Here is an 18,279-nt window from a genome sequence, read left to right as displayed (position 1 = left end):
TGGCGGCGACAGGCTCACTATGCGTTTGGCTGGCGTTTATTTCCCAAGCTTCTGCTTATAGGATTCCTCCAGCTCCTTCAGAATCTGGTCGCCTCCCTGAGACTTCCACTTGGCTGCAAACTCGTCGAATTTCTTCAAATCTCCGCCCATGATGATCTGGGTAAAGTAGGAATCCCTAAGCGTATTCAGCTCCTTCAGCTTGGCGATCTTCGTCGGGGAGGTCAAGTAGTTGGAAGCATCCTGAATTTGATATTTGTTCTGAATGGCGATGCCGAGCGCCTGCTCCCTGCGAAGCGGAGTCGCCTCCAGGTAACGCGGCCAGCCGTTCAGGCCAGGCGCCCAGGTATAGCCCTGCATCCCCCGGAAGTTCCCGTCTTTATCCACTTGTGTTTTCGGGTCGATATGATCGACCTTCTGCTTCAGCTTTCCATTCTCGATGGCAAAGTCTACATTCTCGATTCCCCAGATGCTCAGCTGTTGATTGTCAGCTGTCAGTCCTTTATCGATGATGGACAGCAGCCGTTTGGGGTCTTTCGTTTTCGCGCTGATCGCGAACACCTGCGAGAAAGGAGCGCCCTGCGGAGCCACATAAGTGCCATCCTTGCCGGTCAGAGCGTCGGTTAGCGCCAAATATTTGAAAGGCTGATTCGATTGATCGGGCAGCTTATCGTCCTTCCCAAGCTTGCCGGATTTCTTCGCTTCGAACGTCTCGATCTGCGTATCGTAATCGCTCGCTGTCGACCACCAGCCCATCCAGGAAAACAGCTTGCCGGCATAAAGCTTATCGCGCAGCTGCTCTTCCTTGATCGTGGCGAATTCCTTATCGATCAACCCTTCGGCGTACATCTTCTGCAGGAAAGCGAGCGCATCCTTGGTCCGGGGATCGATATCGTAATTGCTGAACTTGCCGTCCTTCTGAGTAAAGTATCCGGGCGTCACGCCAAAGGCGCCGAATACCAGATCGAAGGAATTGTTCGCATACTTCGTTTCGCCGATCTGGGCGGTATAACCGCCGAGCGGGATGACCTCCGGCTTCTGCTCCTTAATCTTCTTGAGCGCCGCGTAGTACTCGTCGAGCGTTTTGGGCAGCTGCAGGCCAGCCGCCTGCAAATAATCGCTGCGCATCACGATGTTCCATCTATATCCCGAGCCCGGGCCGCCCGCATAGGGGATTCCATAGATTTTGCCGTTTACCTTGGACAGCTCCAGAATCGCAGGCGGCACCTCCTTGATCAGATTCGGCGTGTCTTTCTCATTGATCAGCGTGGTCAGATCGACAAACGCTCCCTGAGGCGCGTATTTCTGAAAATCATCGGCTACATCGATCCGAACAAGATCAGGCACGTCGCCGCTGGACATCTTCAGATTCAGCTTCGTCTTATATTGCTGATTGTCGACCAGTTCCACGTTAAACTTAATATTAAGCGCTTTCTCCACGGCGTCCTTGATGACGTCCTTGCCCGGATCATACGGCTTCGATACGTCGATGGCACGCAGCCACTTAATCTCGTAAGCCCCCTCTGGTTTGGGTTCCGTCCCCTGTGTGTTGCTTGGAGCGGGAGCGGGCGCCGGCGCCGGCGTCTGCGGATCTCCCGCCTTCCCTCCGCCATTCGAGCAGGCGGCAGCTGTCACCGCACTGAGCAATAGCGTGGACAGAACAGCATAAGGCAGCTTGCGGTTGCGTTCCATAGTCGTGAACCTCCCATAATCGAATTACCAGCCCTTCTACCTAGTAGGGCGAAGCATGAGCTGAGGATAGTTTCTCCCCGTCTAGCCCTTGATCGAACCAATCAGCATACCCTGCTGAAAGTACTTCTGAAGAAACGGATAAATCACGAGCATCGGCAGCGCTACGATGATAATGCACGCCATCTGTATGCCTACTGTCGGCGGAGGCGTCGTCCCGGCCGCCTCAAGCAGCTCCGGCGGGAGACTGGAGTTGGCGATGATCGTCCGCAGCACCAGCTGAACCGGGGCTTTGTTCCAGTCGGACACATACAGAAGCGCGTTGAAGAAATCGTTCCAATACGTCACCATGTACATAAGACCGATCGCTGCCAGCGCCGGCGTCGACAGCGGCAGAACGATTTGCCACAGGATGCGGAACTCGGAGGCTCCGTCGATCGCGGCGGATTCCCGCAGGCTTTCGGGCAGCGATTCGAAGAAGGTTTTCATAATAATCATGAGAAATGCGCTATAGGCCATGATGAGAATCAGGATGATGTCCGTATTCAACAAGCCCATCTGCTTGACCGTGATGTAGAGCGGAACCGTTCCTCCCCGGAAGAACAGCGTCAGGACGAAGAAGAGCAAAATCCAGCGCCGTCCGGGCAGCTGCTTCTCGGCCAGCGCGTAGGCCGAGGTCGCCGTTAGAAACAAAGCTAGCATCACCCCGCCTACCGTATTGCGTATCGTCGTGTAATATGCCTTGTAGATTGTCGAGCCTTCTCTTAGCAGGTACTCGTAATATTCCAGACTGAACTGGCGCGGCAGCAGGATGAAGCCGTTGCGCTCGATAAATTCCTGATAGGGCGTTATCGAGACAACCATCACATACCAGAAGGGCAGCACGATCACCAGCGTAATCAGCGTCAGAACGGAGTAGTTTATCCCGACGAACAGCCGCTCGTTCCATTCCATCCTGCCAAGCGATTTCTTGATCCGGTTCATAATTATGTCGGGCCTCCTCTCAAAAGATGCCGGAATCGCCGTTGATCCGTTTGGCTGCAGCGTTGGTGATCAGAACGAGCACCAGACCGACTACGCCCTTTACGGCATCCGCCGCCGTCGCCAGGCTTACATTGAACTGCTCGATGCCCATCCGGTAAATGTAGGTGTCCAAAATATCTCCTGCCTCATAGACCATCGGATTGTACAGATTCAACACCTGATCGATCCCGGCGCTCATAATAAAGCCGATGCGAAGAATGAACAGTACGATGATCGTCGTCGCGATCCCGGGCAGTGTGATATGAATGACGCGCTGCATCCGGGAAGCACCGTCGACGATAGCCGCTTCGTAGGTTTCGGGATTGATACCGCTGATAGCGGCGATATAGACGATAGCGGCCCAGCCCATCTCTTTCATCGCATCCGTGATGACGAGCAGCCCCCGGAACAGATGAGGCTCTGCCAAGAAGTAGACCGCCTCTCCCCCGAACAGCACAATCAGCTTATTGACGATCCCCGTCTCGGGCGACAGCAGGATCGTGATCAATCCCCCATAGACGACCCAGGAGACGAAGCGCGGCAGATAGACAGCCGTTTGCAGCGTTTTCCGGTACCAGGCCGTCTTCACCTCGCTTAGCGCAAGCGCTAACAGAATCGGACATACGAAGCCGCTGATCATTTTGTACAGGTTGATGATGATCGTGTTGGTTAAAGCGTTGCGGAACATCTCCGATTCGAACAGCTGTCGGAAATAGTGCAGCCCTGCCCACTCGCTGCCCGCTATTCCCTCCACATAGTTATAATGAAGGAAAGCGGTGCCGAGTCCGTAGATCGGCATATAGTCGAAAGCGAATACCCAAACCGCAGCAGGAATCAGCATGATATACAACAGCCTGAATCTCCATATACGCACCAGCACGGCTTTGCTTCGGGTCCCGCTTGCTGCAGCGGTCGTTCGGATTACCGTGCTCACGGCCCATCAGCTCCTCTCTGTCTGTTTTCCCCTATCCGTCCTTACTTGACGTGTGGCCATCACATCAAGTAAGGGCTTACATCTATACGATAATGGAAACTTGGCTCCCGATAAACCGGGGATTCGAACGAAATACCCGGGGAAAAATCGGATTGTCGATGGATAGCCTCATTCCAGTTCGGCAGGCAGCCTTAGCTTCACACAGGTTCCCACCTTCGCTCGCTCATACTTGATCCCATATCGGGCCCCGACGCGAAGCTTGATCCGCCTGTCGACATTGCGCGTGCCGAAGCCTGCAGCCCGCTGCCCCGCCCCGCTTGCCAGCTCCCTATTCAATCGCTCCGCCTCCGCACCGCATCCGTTGTCGCTGACCTCGATGACTAGCTCTTTCCCCTCGCGGCTGGCCCGGATTCGTATCCGGCAATCCGTCCGCTTCGAGCGAAAGCCATGGACGATGCAATTTTCCACGATGGGCTGCAGCATAAAGTGCACGACTTTTACCCGGCCCAGCTCATCGTCCGCCTCGATCTCATAGGACAGCCCTTCGTTCATCATCGTGTGGATCTCCAAGTAGCTTTTGACCTGCCTTAATTCATCCCTAAGCTCGATGACCGGACTGCCGTTGTTCAGTCCTAGCCTGAGTACGCTCGCCAGAAGCCGCGATATCCGGCCGGTCTCTTGATCGCCTCGGGACAAGGCGCGGCAATTAATCATGTCCAGCGTGTTATACATAAAATGCGGATTGATCTGGGCCTGCAGCAGCTCCAGTTGAAGCTCCTTGGCCGTAATATCCTGCACGTAAACCTCCTGGATCAGCTGATTCAGCCGCTTGATCATATGCCCGTAGCCGCGATATAGCAGATCGATCTCCTCGATCATGGTCGGCCTCCTGCGCTCGGGCTCTTGAAGATCGCCAAGCTCCACCCGTTTCATAACAGCGGCCAGCTCCGTGATCGGCAAGGAGACGCGGGATACTATCCGGCGCAGCAGCAAAGAGGTCACGACGATCACAAGCAGACTGACGGCGAACGCTACCAGCGCTATCCATCCGGTATAATCGTCCAGATGCTTCACGGGAACGATGGATATCAGTCTCCAGCCGTTATCATAGGGCTTGGAGGATACCCAGGACATCTCCTTGCCCACCTTCTCCTTGTAGGTGCCCGAGCGCCTCTCGGCATGACCCGCCTGGAAGAACTCGCTGCCGCCGTCATACCCGATGTCCCGCCCGTCTCCATAGACGATACGGTTTCTCTCATCCACCAGCAGATATTCCCCCTGCTCCAGACCGCTCCGGCTCAGGATGGCTCCAATATTTTGTATGCTGTAAGCCACGACGACAACGCCCAGGTCGCGGCCGTCCCTCAGGCTGACCTTGCGCTTGGCCGTATAAATATATCCGCTGCCGCCATCCGCTCCGGGCTCCGCCCACCACACCATCGGATTGCCCGGCTCCGACAGCTTGCGGAACCATTCGGTATCCCGCACATCATCGTCCTTGTATATTCCGTTGAACGTAGCTACCCGGTCTGTCGCAAGCTCATACAAGCCGCTTGTCTCTCCGACCAGTACGGAGACCAGATAAGAGATTTGCGCATGACTGTAGGGGTCCACTTCGTTTAGCAGCGACATCAGAGACATACTCTCAAGCTCGGTGAACAAGCTATAATAGTCATTCACCGCATCCGTACGGACGGTGTACCGTTGCTCCAGCATACTTTCGATTTCCCGGCTTGAGATCAGATAGCTCGGTATATTCTTCAGGCTGTTGAACTGATACCAAACGCTCCGGTACACGTAATCCATCGATTGACGCACGTTTTTCTCGGTTTGGGCATTCTGTATCGCGACGAGGATAGCCCCAGCGCTTAGCGTCAGTGTCAACACCAGTCCAATCAACAGCGCCGTAACCGGGAGGACGATCCGCTGATACAGCCGGGATGGCTTGCCACGGTGCCGGGTAATGATGATGTCCAAGCCGTTCCCTCCCCCGTCTACACATAGCGATTGCGGAATTCAGTCGGCGTGCAGCCGTGATGCTTCTTGAAGCTCTCGCGAAAGTGATCCTGATCCATGTACCCAATCCGCTCGCACACCTCGTAGACTTTCACGGTCGGGTCCTTCAGCAGGTTTCCGGCAAGCTCCATTTTCTGCGAGATGATGTAGCTGGCAATCGTGGTCCCCATCGCTTGCTTGAACACGCTGTTCACATATTTTTCGCTGAGATAAACGCTCGAGGCAATAAATTGCAAGGATAAGGCGCTGGAGGTCAGCTCGGCCTGGATAAGCTCCAGAATCCGGTCGACGGTTTTGCGCGTCTTCAATTGTCCCGGAGGGCCGGAGGGGTGGTTCTGATTGGCGGTAAGATGGGGAAGCTGGCTCCTTACGATCCGGTCCGCCTGCCGCATCTCCTCACGCGTCCTATGTGCTTGGCGGATAGACTCAGCAGTCTTGCGGACGGCCTCCGCCAACGCTTCGATATCGACCGGCTTCAACACATAGTCGGATACTCCCAGCTTAATCGCCTCCTGGGCATGCTGGAATTCCCCAAGGCCCGACAGAATGATGCAGCGGGTATCCGGATACTGCACTCTGACCCTGCGGATCAGCTCCATACCGTCCATGACGGGCATGCCGATATCCGTCACAAGCAGGTCCGGCGGATCGTCGGGAGCTTGCCCGATCAGCCGGAGCGCCTGCTCCCCGTCCTCCGATACGCCTGCCAGCTCAAAGCCTAGCGCCTGCCAGTCCATATGCTTGGCCAGGGTTTCCCGGACAATCTTGACATCCTCTACAAGTAGAGCTTTCATTGGCCGCATATCGCCGCCTCCTTTCGCTCGCTTTTCTTCCGATTCTCAGCGTACCCTTTCGCGCCCCGATCATACGAAGGAGGTCCGCATAGCATGCGGACCTCCTCCCGTTACGTGCAGGACGGTACAGCAGACTCAGGCCATCGCATACGGGCTGCGCATTAATCCGGTTGCGATGTAATCACATAGGATTTATAGCCATCAGGCTGTGAGATCGACACATCGAAGTAAACGTTGCGCCCGCTGACCGTAAAGGGAACGGCAGCTCCATCGATCGTCACCGACAAGCCGTTCAGATAGAAGTCTGCCGGCAGGGATATCCGCAAGGAGCCTCCGCTTTTCCCTGCTATCCTTCCCTTCATCTGCCCGCGGCTTACTTTCTGCGCGCTGAAGCCGAAATCTCCTTGGATGCGTTCAAGGATAAATCCGCCCAGTCCGATTTTCTTGCCTTCAAACAAAGCCATCGCCTGCCAGCTCGCATACCCCACTTTACCGATGAATAAGAAGTTCGGCCCGGTGACGTCCAGCTGTGCCTCATTCTTGCCAGCCATGAACACATATTCATTGCCATTGACTATCGCTCCATAAACGGCGCTTACAACAGATAAAGGTCCTGAACCATAGGTGCTGCCCGTCACCGTCCCGGAGCCTACCCCTTTGGGGGCAACAAGATGCATCTGCGATCCGGTGCCGGCTTTGACCGGATACAGGTAAGGAAGTTCCCCGGTATGCTTGTAGCCCGAGTTGTTCCAATGAAACGTGCCCGCAGCCTGATCCGTCATCTCGTCGTAGATGGATAAGAAATCATCCCGCACCATCATAACTCCTCTGCCCAGGTAAGGGGCTGATTTCCCTTCTGCCCTGTAATACTGGGCAAAATCGAAGTCATAGAGCACGCCCTCGACCGGACGGTCTCCGAGGGAGGCCGTCGAACCGGCAGGCACGAAATCGGACAGCAACTCGACATTCAGACTGTCCCCGTTCGTCTCCGCCTCGTTCCAGCTTTGGCGCTTGCCCTTGGCCGAATAGATCAAATTGCCGTTGGATACGGTGGACCAGCGGTAGGCGCGGCCATATAACTGCTGGATGTTGAGGTAGGCTTCGTGCGGTCCCCCGAAGTCGTAACGCATGACGGCGCCATAATCGCTATACAAGGTGGATTCCAACACCGGCTTGATTCCTCGAGTTCCCTTCGATATCGTCCATTCCAGATTTTTGCCAAGGGTGACGTTGACCGGATTGTTGCTGCTCTTGAGAGCGGCCACCGTAGCTTCGAACACATTGGCAAATTCTCCGCCGGGCAGGTCGCTTGCCAGGGCATGAGCTCCTTGGGGCGGCAACATCCGAATGCCACCCTCTGCCGGCACCATGATATTGATATTCCAGCGCATCCAATCCCGGAACTTGGAGTGGTCGAACAAGTCCGTCCCGTCATATTGCTTCAATCCCCAATAAGCCATCAAGGACGGTCTGAGCGATGCCAGGCTGTAGGTCGTCGGATTTTCATACCAGCGCCCCCCCTTGGCGTTGAACTCGGGCCGCGGTCTGCGTACGAATATACTAAGCCATTCGTTGTAGTAGGTCATGAACTCATTCTTCCATACGGGCGCAGCCGGATGCTCGGGGAATACCCCGACCGTGATGCCTAGCGCCTGCTTGCCGTCGATGGTGAAGTTGGCGTGACCCGAGATCATCGACGTATGAGGGAAGTTCGTGTCTTCGGCCGAGTTATAGGCGTTGAACGCGATCAGGGCTCTCGCTTGCTGACGCTGTGCCGGCGTCCAGCTCCATCTGCTGTTCGCATACTCCTCCAGGAAAGTACGGTCATTGCGCTGGGGAAGCGAAGCATCGAGATAGCGCTCGACGAGCGGGTTGAACTTGTAATTCAATTGAAATGCCAGCCAGCTTGCATAAGTCACCGTTTCATTCCCTGACATGTTCCGCTCGCTTCCCGGCAGATCCAGTGCAAGCTCGGGGTTTTCCGTCCAATCCAGCACCAGGTTCTTGTAGCGGTCCAGACTGAAGTCCGACAGCTTCTGCCACAAGCGAACCTCCGGACCGGCCCCCCACTTGTTCTCGTAGTCGGTCATCGACGAATTGGCCAGCCAGGTCTTCCCAGCGTGCGTTGCCGTTCGCCCGGTGACGGTCACTTCGCTTCGTGGTATCAAGCCAAGCGCCCAGTGCCGCTCCGTCCCTTCCAGGCGCATCTGCATATACTTATCTACGTCCGAGCTGTAGAAGTTTAAGTTCTGCGGACCCGGCGACTGATAGAAAAACCGCTGCGAAGACTGCCACTCGCGATTGCGGTACAAACTGAAGATGAGGGCATTGGCCCCGCTATCCTTCCAAAATACGGTGGAGCGCATCACGCCATAATTATTGACCGCATACAGACCAAGCTCATAGGGCAGCTTGCCTCCCGCTGCAAGCTTTTCGTCGTATTTACCCGAATAGTTCGATATATATCCCCCATTGCTCATCACTAATCGGCCATCCGGATTAATGCCATTCATCATGGAAAATTTGAAGTACGTCTCATCGCCCGGCTCAAAGCCGCTTAGCGTCTCGTCGACCGTGACATGCTTATCATTATGCCGCAGCGTAAGCCGTACCTTGTACTGGCGTCCGCCGGTGAAGGTATACGTGATCTCATAGGTCAGGGACAGCAAACTATGCTCTACAACCGCCCCGCTTATCGAAGTGGTTTTCACAGCGGCTGGGCCATGGAACGAACCAAGCCCCGCCCAGTTTTGCCCGTCCCGCGATACCGCTATGATCGGAGCAGAAGTCTCCGATAGCGCCAGCCCGCCCTCATAGGTCGAGGTTCCGGCAGGAACCTTGATCTGCTGTTGATTGGCCGAGAGAACCGCGCTTCCATCCGGCTGCTGCTGCACCGTGATGACCGGGCTGAAAGCTGCCGAATAGTCATAGCCGGGATCGTAATCCAACAGAAAAGCCTTGATCGTTCCCTTCGGCAGATTCGCCCGGAAACGGATGGTGGCCGCCGTCAAATAGCCCTGATTGTCTTCCGTCATCTCCGTAAGCTCATATGGCGTTTCCTGGCCCGCAGCCGTTGTCAGCTTGAGATGGTTCTTCATCACCGTGCCTGCTGGGAAGACAAGCGGATACTGAATCAGCTCCTCCGGAAAATCATAGATGTTCAAATAATCCCGGAGCACGATCACCTTCCCCCAAATCCCTTGACCAAACGACGGCACCGTCACCGTGCTGGAGGCCGTCATCCCTCCATCGTCGGCCTTGACGGTAATGATCGCCTGTCCTGCGCCGCGTGCTATAACCAGTCCTGCCGCATCGACAGTCGCTACCGCCTCGTTGCTCGAGCTCCAGCTTAATCTTTCCTTATGCGTCGCGGTGGATGGGCTCACTGTCGCGGACAGCGTTTCGGTCCCCCCCGCTAGAATGGCCGTAGCCGATTTACTCAGAGCAAGTCCCGTTATGGCCGTTTTTCGGACTGTCACCTGAGCGCTTGCCGAGTAGCCGCCGACTACCGTGATGGCCGTTATCGTGGTCTGGCCGGCCATCAACCCCCGGACTACCCCCACCTCATCGACCGTCGCCACGGCCGGATTACTGGAGCTCCAGACCAGCGCATGGTTGGAAGCATTCGAAGGCGTTACCGTCGTATACAACCGTTCGGTTCTATACTCCTCGATCGTCGTGCTGGATTTATTTAAAGACACGCCTGTCGGGTGCTGAACATAGACCTGAACCGTACAGCGCGCCGTGTGTCCGCCGTCGCGGGTTTGAACCGTAAGGACGGTCGTCCCTTCGCTGATTGCCGTAATGCGGCCGAACTCATCAACCGTAGCTACGGCCGGATTGCTGTTTAACCAGGTCACCCCTAGATCCTTGGCATGGTAGGGCTCTATGGTGTAAGTGACTTGCGCCGTCGCTCCTTGAGGCAGGTTCAAGGCCGTTTGACTTAAGGTGATGCCTGTTACGGGAATACTGGGCAAGTCCTGATAATCTTGCATAATTTCGGCGGCGCTGAGCGCGCGATTATATACCTTGACTTCGTCCATAATCCCTTTATGAAAGTAGTTCTCGTTGTTTTTTCCGATCCACAGGTCCCGGTTCGGATAAAGCAGAGGACCCGCGAAGGTAGCCTGGCCGGCAAATTGGCCGTCCTGGTAAATCTTCATCGTTTTGCTGTCCGGGTCCCAGGTCATCGCCATATGCTTCCATCTTCCGAACATGGTGGTGATCGGATGATACGTATTGACGACTTCGCGGGTTACCTCGTTCTTCAGCATGAAGGAGAACCTTGTTCCGCTCGCCGCAAGGCCCATCTCGAAGCCGTTGCCGCTCGTTCGGAAGCCGTCGTCCCAAGAGATAAATTTGTGTATGCCATTGGATTGAGCCTCCGGCTGTACCCACATGGTAACCGAAAAGCCCGTGCGCAAATCATAGCTGCTCGCCGGTCCCCCGCTAAGAAAAGCGTTCGTTCCGTTGAAATACATTCCCTTGGAATTGCGGCCCAGATTGGTCAAGGTCGTATTGTAAACGGTTGCCGTATGATTGTTCCCGGATACATCGGCAACTTTCCCGTTCGTTATTTGCTCAAAATCCCAGTGAGCGATCAATCCGGGCAATTGGTTCCCGTACACATTCATGACAACCGGCATCGGGCTGCCATACACGGCCGGCGCTACAGCTTGCGGCGGCGTGCCGGTATAGACGGAGTCCGTCACATTGTCTGCCGCGGCTGCCGGAGGCTCGATCGAAGGCCCCCCTTCGATAGTCATGTCCGTGGAGTTACTTCCTGACGTTTCGCCGCTTATCGCGGGGATTTGCTCCGCATGGGCCATAGGAACGCCCTGCGAACCTGGCGGGGCAAGCCCCCACAGATTTCCGAGCAGCATGGAGACGGCCAGCGCTGTGCTGAGAAACCGTTTTCTTAATCGCGACATAAGATTGACTCCTTTACTATTAGATAGTCGATCAGGAGGATAACTCTCTGATCCAGGCGACAACTTTTGACTCGATTACCGGTTAATTCTACAGCCGCAGCTTGACGAACCGTCCTGCGAACAAGAGGATTCCCTTCTCCCTATGATAGATGTGTCCGGGCCGGGCATCCTTCCGCTCCGCGGAACTGACTCGCATAGATGCTTAGCGTTAGAATAATCGGCTTGCAGCCTGCATTGCGGTCGCACTCGATCAAAGTCCTGCATGCAAAAAACTCCAACGGACACCACATCACCCAGCTTCTCGCTCCTTTCGACAACGCAATTTCCGACGCTTTCTCCTGTTCGACAGCTTAGCTTCATGGCATCCGGTGTCGAATCCTGGTGTTTGAACCCGTTCGGGCGTTCTCCTCGGAGCCGTGCTTAGAACCACCTCCTTTTCGATTTCCGGTGATGCTGTATCGTATTCAAGAAAGCGCTCTCACATCACCGGACATGTTGCCTATTTCTATAGTCCACAGTAAGACCGTAGCCCTATTTGAAGGACGCGGAATCGGTCGAAGCCTAAGCTCCGACCGGGGACCTGTGGATGTTTTGCCGCGCTGCCCGAGGTGACTATTTTTTTTGAGCGGCGAGGAACGCCTCCAGTTGTTTTTGGATTTCCGCACGAATGGTTTCGAGGCCCATCTTCTTCATCTTCTCCAACGCCTCGTTATAGACGCCTTCGTAATTGTCAGTCAGTCCGAGCATCGCTATCGTACGCGCCTTCTTGAACTCCGGACCAACCTTGGCCAGCTCGCTCTTGATCGGTTCCGCATTGAGCGTAAAGCCGGCGATCGGGGATTTGACGAAAGATTCCTGCTTGGCGGTGTACTGCTCGATCTTCAGACCGCTCTCCGGGAAATCATCGGGGTAGCGGACGAAGGATGGATTCCACGTCAGGACATAACCCGGGAAGCTGTAGGTCTTGGAAGCATCGGCTCCGGCAGGTATCTTGAATTTATCGGAACCGACCGGCTCCCAGTGCTTGCCTTGTATCCCGTATTCGAATAAATCGTGATTTTGCGGATCGGCGTACAGCCATTCGAAGAACGCCATGACCCGGTCTGCGTTTTTGGAGGTAACCGGGATGCTGGAGAAATTCCATGCCTTGAAGTCGGTTGTGAGCGAGCCGGGTTTTCCTTCGGCGACGCCCGGCACGAGGCTGACGTATTCCAGCTCCGCTCCCGGAACCGCCTGCTTCAGCTCGCGATGCAGGGTAGCGCTTCCGGTGTCTCCGCCGATGACGGCGAATTTACCGGATTTGAAGAAACCGCTGTCATCTTTCTGGCTGATAACGTCCTTCTCCATATAGCCCTTTTGCTGCCACTTGCGGGCGGTTATTTCGTTAACGTAGGCATTCTGCTTGTCATTCATCGGCGGAGGCAGCTTGGAAATATCCTCTCCATGGAAGATGACGTCGACCTTGCCATCCTTGATCGCGAACTTGGTCAGCAAATCTCCGGCCAGTATGGCCGAATAGCCGCTTGGCTTGCTATACGGCTCAAGCCAGTTGCCGAGCGACGCCAGCGAGCCCTTGACTCCGAAAGGAACCATTCCCTTTTCATTCTTTAACACCTCATCGAAGAAGACTTCCAGGTCGGCGACCGACTTGATTTCGGGCAACCCGTACTTGACCCTGAGGTCCTTCCGAATGATGAGAGTTCCGGCAGCGCCATAGTTGCGGGTAAACGGAATTCCGTAAATATGCTCTTCGTTTTTGGCGTCGATAAACTTATTGTTGTTGATGTATTCGGGCGGGAACGCTTTTTTCAAGCCGGGATATTTGTCGTTGTTGAAGTAAGAATCGAGCTGGATATACGTTCCCTTCGATATCATCTGCGGCATCGTATTCCACTGGGCATCGAATACCGCATCCACCTGCTCTCCGGAGGCGAGCTTCAGTCCGATCTTCTCTTTGAGCTGATCCCAAGGCACCCAGTTGAACACAAGCTTCGTATTGAGCGTATCCTTGGTTCGGTTGTAAAATTCGTCCAGCACGGCCTGCTGGTCCTTCGGCGGATCGCCGGGAAAATAAAAATGCAGGGTTACCGGTTCCGGCGTTTTCTTAGGCTGTGCCGGCGTATCGCTGCCCGTGCTGGGAAGCTGCTTTTCATCCGGCTTCGCTGGCGGCTGCTGCTGGGGCGTGCTGCAACCGGCGAACAACAGGGACATGGCGGCCGCCACCGTTACGTACTGAAGCGTTTTCTTTTTCAAATCTCGTACCCTCCTCTGAGCTTAACCAATATGTGAACCGGTCATTGACCGGATTCAACCCTTTACGGCGCCTACCGTCAAGCCTTGGACAAAATATTTCTGAATAAACGGATACAGCAGCACGATCGGACCGATCGTCATGATGACGGTCGCCATGCGGATCGTATAGGAGGGGATGCTTACCGCCCCGGTATACAGCTGATTGGTAAAGTTCATGCTGCTGATAATGCGGATAATGAGCGACTGCAGCGGATATTTGGCCGGATCGTCGATGAACAGAATCGCTTTGAACCATTCATTCCAATAGTCAAGCGCATAAAACAGTGAGATCGTGGCGAGCGCAGGCAGCGAAAGCGGCAGTACGATCCGAAACAAAATGTAAATATCGTTCGCCCCGTCGATTTTGGCCGACTCCGCCAGAGAGTCGGGAATCGTCATGAAAAAATTGCGGAGCAGAAACATAAACCACGGATTGACCAGGGCCGGTAAGATCATGACCCATACGCTGTTGCTCAGATGCAGGTATTTGGTAATCAGAATATACCAGGGCACAAGCCCGCCGCTAAAGAGCATCGTAAACCAGATAAAGAACAGAATCGAATTGCGGTATTTCACGCTTTTCACCGATACGGCATACGATACGCCGCTGGTGATTAGCAGGCTGAGCGCCGTTCCGACGATCGTGACGAACAGCGTAACGGAATAGGCGTTATAGATGACATCGGTCGAAAAGATAGCGGCATATGCTTCCAAAGAGAACGGCTGCGGCAGGATCCGGTATCCGGTCTGCAGCAGAGCCGTCTCATCGGTGAGCGAGCTTCCCAGCACGATCAGGAAAGGCACCAGACACGCGATGGCAAACAGCGCGCAACCGGTATAAAAAACGGTCAGCAGCAGTTTTTCGCCGGTCGTCGTTACTTTCATCCCTACGTCTCTCCTTCTCTATTTAGAAGTCCCAATATTAAATAGGATAGCGACTTAAAATAAGGCGGCGTCCTTGTTTAGCCTACGGACGACTGTATTGGCGCCGAGCACGAGCAGAAACCCGACGATTGACTGGTACATGCCGATCGCGGAAGACATGGACATGTCGCTGTATTGTCGAAGCGCACGGAAGACGAACGTATCGATAACGTCAGTCGTCGGATACAGCAGCGCATTGTCGCCGATCAAGGCGTAGATCATCCCGAAGTCCCCGTAGAAAATATGGCCCACGGCAAGGAGCAGCAGCAGGATGGTCGTATTCCCTAGCAGCGGTATCGTGATATGCCGAATGGCCTGCAGCCGGCTCGCCCCGTCGATGCGCGCGGCCTCATAAATTTCCGTATCGATAGAAGTAATCGTGGCCAGATAGATGATGACCCCGTAGCCGGTAGCCTTCCATACCTTAAGCAACACAAGGGTGGCTGGCCAGACTTCCGGGTTCTGGTAGAAGGCGATCGGATCGAGCTGGATGCTCACGAGCAGCTTGTTAATCAAACCGCCCTCCGTGGCAAACAGGGATACCGCAAACATGGAGACAATAGGCCAGGATATGAAATACGGCAGCAGCATGAGCGACTGAGTCACGCGCTTGAACGGCTTCCAGCCGATCTCGGAGATCATGACGGCGAAGGCGACCTGAACGGCCAGACCTACGACGATAAACAAGGTGTTCAAATAAAGCGTGTTCAGGGTCACCAGCAGCCAGTCGTTACTGGTAAAGAAGAAATCGAAATTTTTAAGGCCTACGAATTCGCTTCCAAAAATCCCTTTAATCGGATTGTAATCCTGGAAAGCAATCACCATGCCGAACATCGGCAAATAAGCGAACAGTACAAAGTACAGAAGGGCCGGCACTGTGAGTGCATATAAATATTTGTTCTTGTGCAGCTCCTTGAAAAACGCCCGGCCGAAGACGACTTCCCGCCTGCCGGTTGCTTTCAGGCTGCGTGAGCTGACGGTTGCAGGATCCATGCGGCTCATCACTCCTTAACTTGTTGTCAGGAGGAGCGGTTTTTCCAGGTACGGAAGGGAAGCTCGCTGCCATCCTTGCGCTTATCGTACCTGGGATGACCGCAGGGACAAAAGGCCGAATCTTATAAAAACCGGCGTCTGGTAAAAAAACGCCCTCTCTCCAAACCTAACAATGGTGCGGATTGTTAAAAAAATAACCCCGACGCCGGGTGCGTCGGGGCTATCCTCATGGGTCTGGGTCCGGCTGATTTTTTGACTTGCCGGCTCTCCGATACTCGTCGGGCGTCTGTCCGGTTGCTTTCTTGAAGGCGGAGTAGAAATATTTGCCGCTGCCGAAGCCGACGAGCTCCGCAATCTTATTGGCGTGCAGCTCAGTTTCGATCAACATCCGTCTGGCCTCGGCGAACCGAAGCTCGCTGATGTAGAGACTGAGCGACTTCTCCGTGTTGCCCTTGAATAACGTCCTTACGTAGTTCGGAGATAAATCCACATGCTCGGATACCGCCTCTACGTTCAAGCCCGGATCGCGATAATGCTCCTGCACGAATTGCTGGATCCTCTCGATCAGTTCCTTGTTTCTATTCTCGCGGCGTTCCTTGAACAGCTCGGCCAGTCGTCCGATGAGCTGGGAAAACCAGCCTCTGACATCGTCCAGATCATCGCATCCGGCCAGCTCCTGCATGATGGTCTTGTAGGACAAGCGGATATCCTCTTCGCCGGAATCGGAATCGGCAGCGGCGGCGGCTTCGCCTAGCGCCAGCGCCAGCTGCGTCAATGAGAGCAAAATTTCATCATAGGTGAAGCGGCGTATACTTGCCATGATTTCCTCAAGCAGTTCAACTGCCTTATCGCGATCTCCGGCTCTGACCGCTTCCACTACCTTTTTCTCCAGCGCGAAGGGATAGGCATACGCCTCGCGTGGGATTGCGGCAATAACGCTGTAGGACAAAATCGCGTTTTTTCCATACATCAACCGGTACTCCGAGCTGTGAAGAGCGCTTGCGTAGGAGAGATGCATCTGCTTCCGAAGCTCGACCGGATGGCCGATCGCCGCTGTCAGCAGAACATTCAGATAATGCCCGGCGTTCAGCTGGACGCTTGCGAGCAGCCGCCGTATCGTTTCAAGGTGCTGCGGGATTTGCTCGGCTTCGCCCGGCATGTTGATCATGACCGCAATATGATCCGTTTCGCCGTCTACAACCTCAACCTGCAGCTCGGACTCGAAGGTTTCAGCCGAGATGTTCATCAAGGCGAAGCGGAGCAAGGATATATCCCGCACGCTGCGACTGCCCGTCAGCTCCCGGTAACCGCATAGACGTAGGACCGCCACGACATACCGGCTGGCATCCAGCCTGATGTTCAGCCTGCCGACCTTCTCAGCCGCTTCCTCTTCGCTGGTCAGCTCCCCCAGCAGCAGCTGTTTCAGGATGCCTGCCCTCAAGGCGGGCATCCCGTCTCGTACCGAAGCCTGCAGCTCATGGACGTTGCTCACCAGCGAGTCGAAGGTGCGGTTCAAATATTCGTATTCGCCGAGCACCTCCGGCTGGGGGTATGTCCCACCGGCCGTCCTAACCTTGCGGAGGAGGCGAAACAGCGGTTTGTACATATTGCGCGTGAGCCATACGGCAATGATCAGGCTCACCCCGATAAAGATAAGCGTCATCATCGCAACCACACGGGCAAGCTTGGAGAAGTTCCACAGCAGCTCCTCGTAATCGCCCACGCTTACGTATGTCCATCCGAACGTCATATCGGACTTCCGATACGTGATAATGGACTTGCGTCCATCCACTTCATCCATAAAATAGCCGCTGTCCTGGCCTTCCAGCACTTTGCGGATATAATCTCCTTCTTCCGTCAGCCGGGTGTTCACCTTGGAAAGCTGAGGATGGGAGATGGCCATCCCCTCTTTGTCGATAATAAACAGCCGGCTCGGCTCATCGCCCGTACGCGGCTTGACGATCTGCTGCAGCGCGCTTTGCTTTAGATTGAATACGAGCACCGCTTGAGGCTTTCCCTGGGCTGCATCCTCTACGAACAGCACCGAAATAGCATGATAGTCCGTCTCCTTGCCTGCCAGCGAATAGCTGACCTTGCGGGGGACGAATGCCCGGTCCGTTCCCGGCGCGATATTCCGGATCTGTTCCATGATGCTTTGATCGAAAAACTCCGCAACCGGCTGCGCCACAGTCAAGTTCGAGAACACCCGGTCGGCCTTCGCGTTATAGATATATACCGATTCGATCAGCGGGTTGGAATTGACGATCTCCGTCAGCTTCTGAGAAATATCGCCCATCTCGATCGATTCGTGGGCATCGGCGAATAGCGCCCGGAAGATCGGGCTATACGTAACGGCGCTGTCATTCAGGCTGGTCGGTACACTGTAATACACGTGGAATTGGCTTAAGTACAGGATCGTCGAGGACCAGTACGTTTCTACGACATTGTAGGATTGCTCCAGCATGCGTTCGGACTGATCGTGAACCTGCAGGAGCATACTTCGGGAGAATTGACTGTAGAGTACGTAGGAGAGGACACTTAGCAGAATGGAGCCGGTCACGACATATGACAATAAGATCTTCATCAACAGCGCATTTTTTCTCAAATACAACCGCAGGCGCGAAAGAGTGCTGTGCATAACGTCCTCCCGGAAATCGGCTTAACGCAAGCATATCATCGATGAAAA

The 18,279-nt window shown here is 54.8% G+C and carries 10 protein-coding genes; all 10 read right to left on the bottom strand.

Translation table 11 applies throughout. From position 1 onward, the window contains the following. Positions 1-36: 36 nt before the first annotated feature. Positions 37-1,689, bottom strand: coding sequence for an extracellular solute-binding protein (locus tag GSF01_RS09360; protein WP_159883172.1), 1,653 nt, complete (start codon positions 1,687-1,689; stop codon positions 37-39). Between the two features lie 81 nt (positions 1,690-1,770). Further along, positions 1,771-2,670, bottom strand: a complete 900-nt coding sequence (locus GSF01_RS09355; RefSeq protein ID WP_159883169.1) for a carbohydrate ABC transporter permease — start codon at positions 2,668-2,670, stop codon at positions 1,771-1,773. A 19-nt stretch (positions 2,671-2,689) separates the two neighbouring features. Next, positions 2,690-3,643: an ABC transporter permease gene (locus tag GSF01_RS09350; RefSeq protein ID WP_235941375.1), complete on the bottom strand. Its 954-nt coding sequence runs from the start codon at positions 3,641-3,643 to the stop codon at positions 2,690-2,692. A 168-nt stretch (positions 3,644-3,811) separates the two neighbouring features. Beyond that, a complete protein-coding gene (locus GSF01_RS09345; RefSeq protein WP_159883167.1) occupies positions 3,812-5,620 on the bottom strand; it encodes a cache domain-containing sensor histidine kinase in 1,809 nt (602 codons plus the stop codon). 17 nt (positions 5,621-5,637) lie between these two features. Beyond that, on the bottom strand, positions 5,638-6,462 hold the full coding sequence (locus GSF01_RS09340) for a response regulator transcription factor (RefSeq protein ID WP_159883164.1): 825 nt from the start codon (positions 6,460-6,462) through the stop codon (positions 5,638-5,640). A 152-nt stretch (positions 6,463-6,614) separates the two neighbouring features. Further along, complete coding sequence (locus GSF01_RS09335; RefSeq protein WP_159883161.1) at positions 6,615-11,384, bottom strand: Ig-like domain-containing protein; 4,770 nt, start codon at positions 11,382-11,384, stop codon at positions 6,615-6,617. Between the two features lie 612 nt (positions 11,385-11,996). Then, the gene (locus GSF01_RS09330; RefSeq protein ID WP_159883159.1) at positions 11,997-13,637 is read right to left on the bottom strand and encodes an extracellular solute-binding protein; all 1,641 of its coding nucleotides are present in this window, start codon (positions 13,635-13,637) and stop codon (positions 11,997-11,999) included. A gap of 54 nt (positions 13,638-13,691) precedes the next feature. Further along, a complete protein-coding gene (locus GSF01_RS09325) occupies positions 13,692-14,561 on the bottom strand; it encodes a carbohydrate ABC transporter permease (protein ID WP_159883157.1) in 870 nt (289 codons plus the stop codon). A 54-nt stretch (positions 14,562-14,615) separates the two neighbouring features. After that, on the bottom strand, positions 14,616-15,593 hold the full coding sequence (locus tag GSF01_RS09320; RefSeq protein ID WP_159883155.1) for an ABC transporter permease: 978 nt from the start codon (positions 15,591-15,593) through the stop codon (positions 14,616-14,618). Between the two features lie 226 nt (positions 15,594-15,819). Continuing rightward, complete coding sequence (locus GSF01_RS09315) at positions 15,820-18,231, bottom strand: AraC family transcriptional regulator (protein WP_159883153.1); 2,412 nt, start codon at positions 18,229-18,231, stop codon at positions 15,820-15,822. Positions 18,232-18,279: the final 48 nt, after the last annotated feature.

Origin of the sequence: Paenibacillus puerhi (genome assembly GCF_009846885.1) — a bacterium.
Lineage (GTDB): Bacteria > Bacillota > Bacilli > Paenibacillales > NBRC-103111 > Paenibacillus_G > Paenibacillus_G puerhi.
This window is presented reverse-complemented; position numbering and strand designations above follow the sequence as displayed.

Bases quoted from the DNA above. Each gene is read 5' to 3' on its own strand.
- GSF01_RS09360 (WP_159883172.1), bottom strand. From the start codon at position 1,689: ATGGAACGCAACCGCAAGCTGCCTTATGCTGTTCTGTCCACGCTATTG.
- GSF01_RS09355 (WP_159883169.1), bottom strand. From the start codon at position 2,670: ATGAACCGGATCAAGAAATCGCTTGGCAGGATGGAATGGAACGAGCGG.
- GSF01_RS09340 (WP_159883164.1), bottom strand. From the start codon at position 6,462: ATGCGGCCAATGAAAGCTCTACTTGTAGAGGATGTCAAGATTGTCCGG.
- GSF01_RS09335 (WP_159883161.1), bottom strand. From the start codon at position 11,384: ATGTCGCGATTAAGAAAACGGTTTCTCAGCACAGCGCTGGCCGTCTCC.
- GSF01_RS09325 (WP_159883157.1), bottom strand. From the start codon at position 14,561: ATGAAAGTAACGACGACCGGCGAAAAACTGCTGCTGACCGTTTTTTAT.
- GSF01_RS09320 (WP_159883155.1), bottom strand. From the start codon at position 15,593: ATGGATCCTGCAACCGTCAGCTCACGCAGCCTGAAAGCAACCGGCAGG.
- GSF01_RS09315 (WP_159883153.1), bottom strand. From the start codon at position 18,231: ATGCACAGCACTCTTTCGCGCCTGCGGTTGTATTTGAGAAAAAATGCG.